This is a genomic window from bacterium, from assembly GCA_009926305.1.
GTDB lineage: Bacteria > Bdellovibrionota_C > UBA2361 > UBA2361 > RFPC01 > RFPC01.
Genome location: RFPC01000133.1, coordinates 1 through 4,133 on the forward strand (window position 1 = coordinate 1; position 4,133 = coordinate 4,133).

3 protein-coding genes are annotated in these 4,133 nt (G+C 46.4%); all 3 read right to left on the reverse strand.

What is annotated here, in order from left to right; all coding sequences use genetic code 11:
• Window positions 1–2,567 (reverse strand): hypothetical protein (locus EBR25_12680; protein NBW41839.1); only part of this gene is annotated, 2,567 nt, incomplete at its 3' end.
• A 63-nt stretch (window positions 2,568–2,630) separates the two neighbouring features.
• Window positions 2,631–3,470, reverse strand: coding sequence for a hypothetical protein (locus EBR25_12685; GenBank protein NBW41840.1), 840 nt, complete (start codon window positions 3,468–3,470; stop codon window positions 2,631–2,633).
• A partial coding sequence (locus tag EBR25_12690) for a hypothetical protein (GenBank protein ID NBW41841.1) occupies window positions 3,457–4,133 on the reverse strand: 677 nt, incomplete at its 5' end. The genes EBR25_12685 and EBR25_12690, both read right to left, overlap by 14 nt.

Sequence of the window (4,133 nt, forward strand, 5' to 3'; positions counted from 1 at the left end):
CCTTTGCCCGATACGGTGTATTCTCCGCCAGATGAATTTCCTCCCCATGCCCTTCCCGTCCAATCATAATTTAACCCCATCACAGTTTTAGTAAGAATGTGTCCGGGTTGTTGAGCGGCTCTTCTATATTCATTCCCCGACGCTATCGCCTGAGCCCTCCTATTTTCACCTTCAGCAATCTGTCCGTGAACTGCGGCCAAACGTCCATGCTCTGCGGCCTGATTCTGTTGACCAAGAGCCTTATCAACAAGCCCACTCTCCCGGTACCCTTTCGCTTTTGATTCTTGGCTTACCGTTGCGGCATTTTGTTTTACTCGAGCGGTCTCGTTACCAGTAAAAGATAGTCCAGCTGCATTCCCTGCCTTCCCTGCAGGATCTCCAGCGATCTTATCAACCATTCCAGCCATACCTGACTTTGCCCCAAGCACCATCTGACCAGTAACGGCTGGCACCGCGAAGTAAAGAGCTGACATAATGTAGATGTAGTAACCATTCGCAAGGTCAAAGTCCAAAGCAGCCCCTGCCACTAATGCAAGATCAAATATTCTTACACTGGCATCAAATGCTCCACTAGCAAATCCATTCCCGGAGTTTACATCTTGGGCAAAAATATTCAGGCAATCCAATGGTTCCGTACCACACCACCCCGGTGCTTCAGTTAGATATACAATGGGGGTTTCAGTACACCCAGGGTCAGGGTAGGGATACAACTGATCGCCGTTATATTTGCAATCAGTAGTAGTAAAACCTCCATAGTCACTCATCTCTAAAATTCGTCCATTCACCTCTCGACTCGCGTTTGAATTTGCCATCTGAGCCCACAAAGTCCGTTCTAGCGTTGCGACAAATGCAAAGCCAAGGTCCCAAAGCTTCACCCATACAAAGAAAGATGCCCACGTCACAATAATCTTCATCCATGAAGGTACCAGCATCAACATACAGACGATTGGGAATGCCATCGATAAAAGATAGAGGAGTATCCCCTGAACATAGGGGATCATGAGAGACCATGTATAGACTTCAGCTGCCTTTGAAGTACTTCCAATAGTTGCATTATAGAGCTGGGAGTCATCCATGATAGCTTGTGTTTTATCTTTCCCAACAGTGACGAGCTCAGGCAAACGGTTTAGCTCATTCCGAAAAAGATGGGCGAGAATTAAGTTATAAACGAACTGGTATTGACTTTGAATCGACATCCCATTACCCGCAGGACAAGGAAGAGCAGGGCCATTGGAAGTAGGTTCATCGTATGGAATATCCCACCCATAGAGCATATTGTAGGTTAAATCATGGGGGAACCAACCACTAGGACCAGATGACTGAAACGTTTGAGAAAAAATAAGCGCTGCCTCATACCGAAAATAAAGAAGCAACATATAAAGATACGCATCACACGTAATAAGATCTCTCGAAAGGACACTCTTTACGACCTGTGCATCCTGCGTTTGACCGCACTGATCCAGCCCACTACCAGTAGAAGCAGTAGTAGGATCCCACTCAACTGACCGCAGAAAACTACTTCCTTCACTACTTTGAGTTTGCTGAATAGACTCTTCGAGTAATCTTTTTAGGGTAAGAGGAGTTGGAACCTGCTGCTTTCCAAGCTCAAGTCGAAGTTGCGCATATTCTGACTCCACAGAAGAGAAGGGGCTGTTGAAATTGCCTCTAAAAATAGCACTATCAGGTAAATCACGGTCTTTAAAATTCATTGCTTTTGCATACTTTGTAAAGTCAATTACACTGCTCAGGTTTCCTCCACATTCGCTTGCCATAAAACGAGCAAACGCATCTCTTGCATCAGTATTTGTCAGCTCAGCCTGTGTGACTGAATTCAGGTACTGCCACTTCTTATCTGAAACTGCTGAAAAATGTACTTTATCAGCACCGCATTGCTCCTCTGAACTCAACTCTTCGCCAAAGTAATAACCAGGCGCATCACTTTGAAGTGCAACGCTTGTCTCGGTACTCGAAGGCGCTATATTCTCATATGGATTTACCTGTGAGAGCGCTCCCGTCCAACTTGAGAGTTGCCTCACCGTATCGCTTACAATCGAATCCAACATTAAAAAAGGAGTCGAGACCTCCACAGGAGCCGATGGCCCTCTTGCGTTGAAACTCAGGTTTCCTCTTCTCACTATCCCTGAGTTTACCGCGCCAGCCTCTGCCTGCTTCCAGACTTCGTTTTGGTCTTGCATGTAGGCCCCAACCATCCAAGCCACTCCATCTGCTGGTTGACGAGTATCAATGAGCCAGTAAAAAACTGCTGGACCTATAAGAAACCAAGCCCACATCTTTGGTGTTTGTCCAAACGCGATAGAGGCAATTACTGCTATACCTGCCCCGACATAAAGTAAAATAGCGAACTTTTGCCATCCTGCGTTGATATAATATAAAACGTCAGCTTGAGCGTAATAACCAAGGGTTGCCCACGCAGCAGTTATGGCGTTAAACGCTGAACCAAAGAGAATCCAGTCCTCACAATCTCCCGAACCTCCCGGTAAAATTGAGGACTGTATAAAGAAATCAAGTGAGGCAGCACCTAATTGAAAAAACTCAAAAAGATTCATGCCTCTTCCTCTACATCAAAAACCATCGAACACAACCTCATCAATTAGCCCTTACTAAAATTTCTAGTTACTTCCCGCTGCACCTGCTCCCACTTGCTTTCGCCTACCTGCCTTATCTGAGAATCGTGCAGAAGAGCTCTGTAACTCTTCATGGAGATCTCTGAATTTTTCTTTCAGGGCAATCAACTCCAGTCGAAGAAGCGAGATTTGTGTGCTCGCTCCTGCTACTGATCCGCCACCAGAAAGCTGTGCTCGGACGAGCTTTTCTGCAGCAGCAAACTTCTCAGGCCACTCCCTTGCAGCATCTGGCTGCGCATGAAGTGAAGCATAATGCTTCATGACAACCTGAATCGCTTTACTCTTCGCAAGAGTTTGTGCGTATTCGTAAAAAAGCTTTTTTCTCTCTGTAATTGGTGTATCATTCACACTCGATATCAGTGGCCACTCCTTCGACTTTGGCTCCCGATAGTCTGAACCGAAGGCTAGTGCCCACGGTGCTGTAATAGGATCAGGCATGTCGATTGGAGCAGAAAAATCCATAATCTCACCGAGCGATATGAGCTGAAATAACTCATCACATTGGTACGCTCCTGACGCCGGATCCTGCGGAATTTCTTCTAGGAGAATATCGCGAAGCATCAATGCCTCCAGCTTATTAAGTTGAAGGTGCCCTCGAAGCTCTTTCAGAGATGGAAGTGCAGGACCGTTATTCTCTTGGTTCTCATAAAATCTTCTCGGCTGCCAGTCCAACTGCCAGTCCAAGCTGCCAATCAATAATGTATTCATCTGTTGCCTTGATGGCCAAAGATATTGGTAGTCCGTTCCACCAAAACTTCCTGCACCCCCAAGTACACTAACAAGTGGCAAGATTGCTCCTCCACCATTAACCTCACATCCAGTCATAGAACCAACACCTAGCCCTGGGACCGAAACAGAACCAATTTGCCATACGGCATCGATAGGAGCCTCCCATAATGGGCACTTCGGGTTGAAGGAGGTTATATCGTTTCGCCGAAGAAGCTGAATGTTCACACATCTTAAAGCTTAACGTGTAGAGAGCGCCGTAGTAATCCTGAAGGAATATTGCTCGAAGGAGCTCAACTCCCTTTAGGGGCGTCCAGTGCCCTCCCAGCGGAAAATTCGTAGGGGCATTCGGCCCCCAAAAATTCACCCAACGAGTACTTGGAGGAAGCTCTTGCTCCCTCCTTTTAATCGCATTTGCAAGTTGTGGCGACGAATTAGAAGCTGCCAAAAGATCCTGTTGTGAGTTTTTAAACTCGGTATAGATAATGTTTCCAAAATAGAGGCTCTTTTCGTCACTCCATGTCCACTTCCTTGAATTCCGCTCTACGGAGGAAGGAACACTAAGATCAGGATCTTCGCTTACAAAGTGATAGACATAATCCCAGAGTGTTCTTTGAAAACATTCTGGAATAGAATCAAATGTCGTAGTCGGAAGTTGGCACTCGAGTCTGTTGGCTCCAGCCTGAGTTGGGTCGCCGTTATCATCTCTGAGTGCCTGTTGAACATACCTCGGGTCTGGACGATTGTCTTCATCGTCTGGAC

Coding starts and splice junctions, on each gene's coding strand:
- EBR25_12685 (NBW41840.1), bottom strand. CDS start 3,470: ATGACTGGATGTGAGGTTAATGGTGGAGGAGCAATCTTGCCACTTGTT.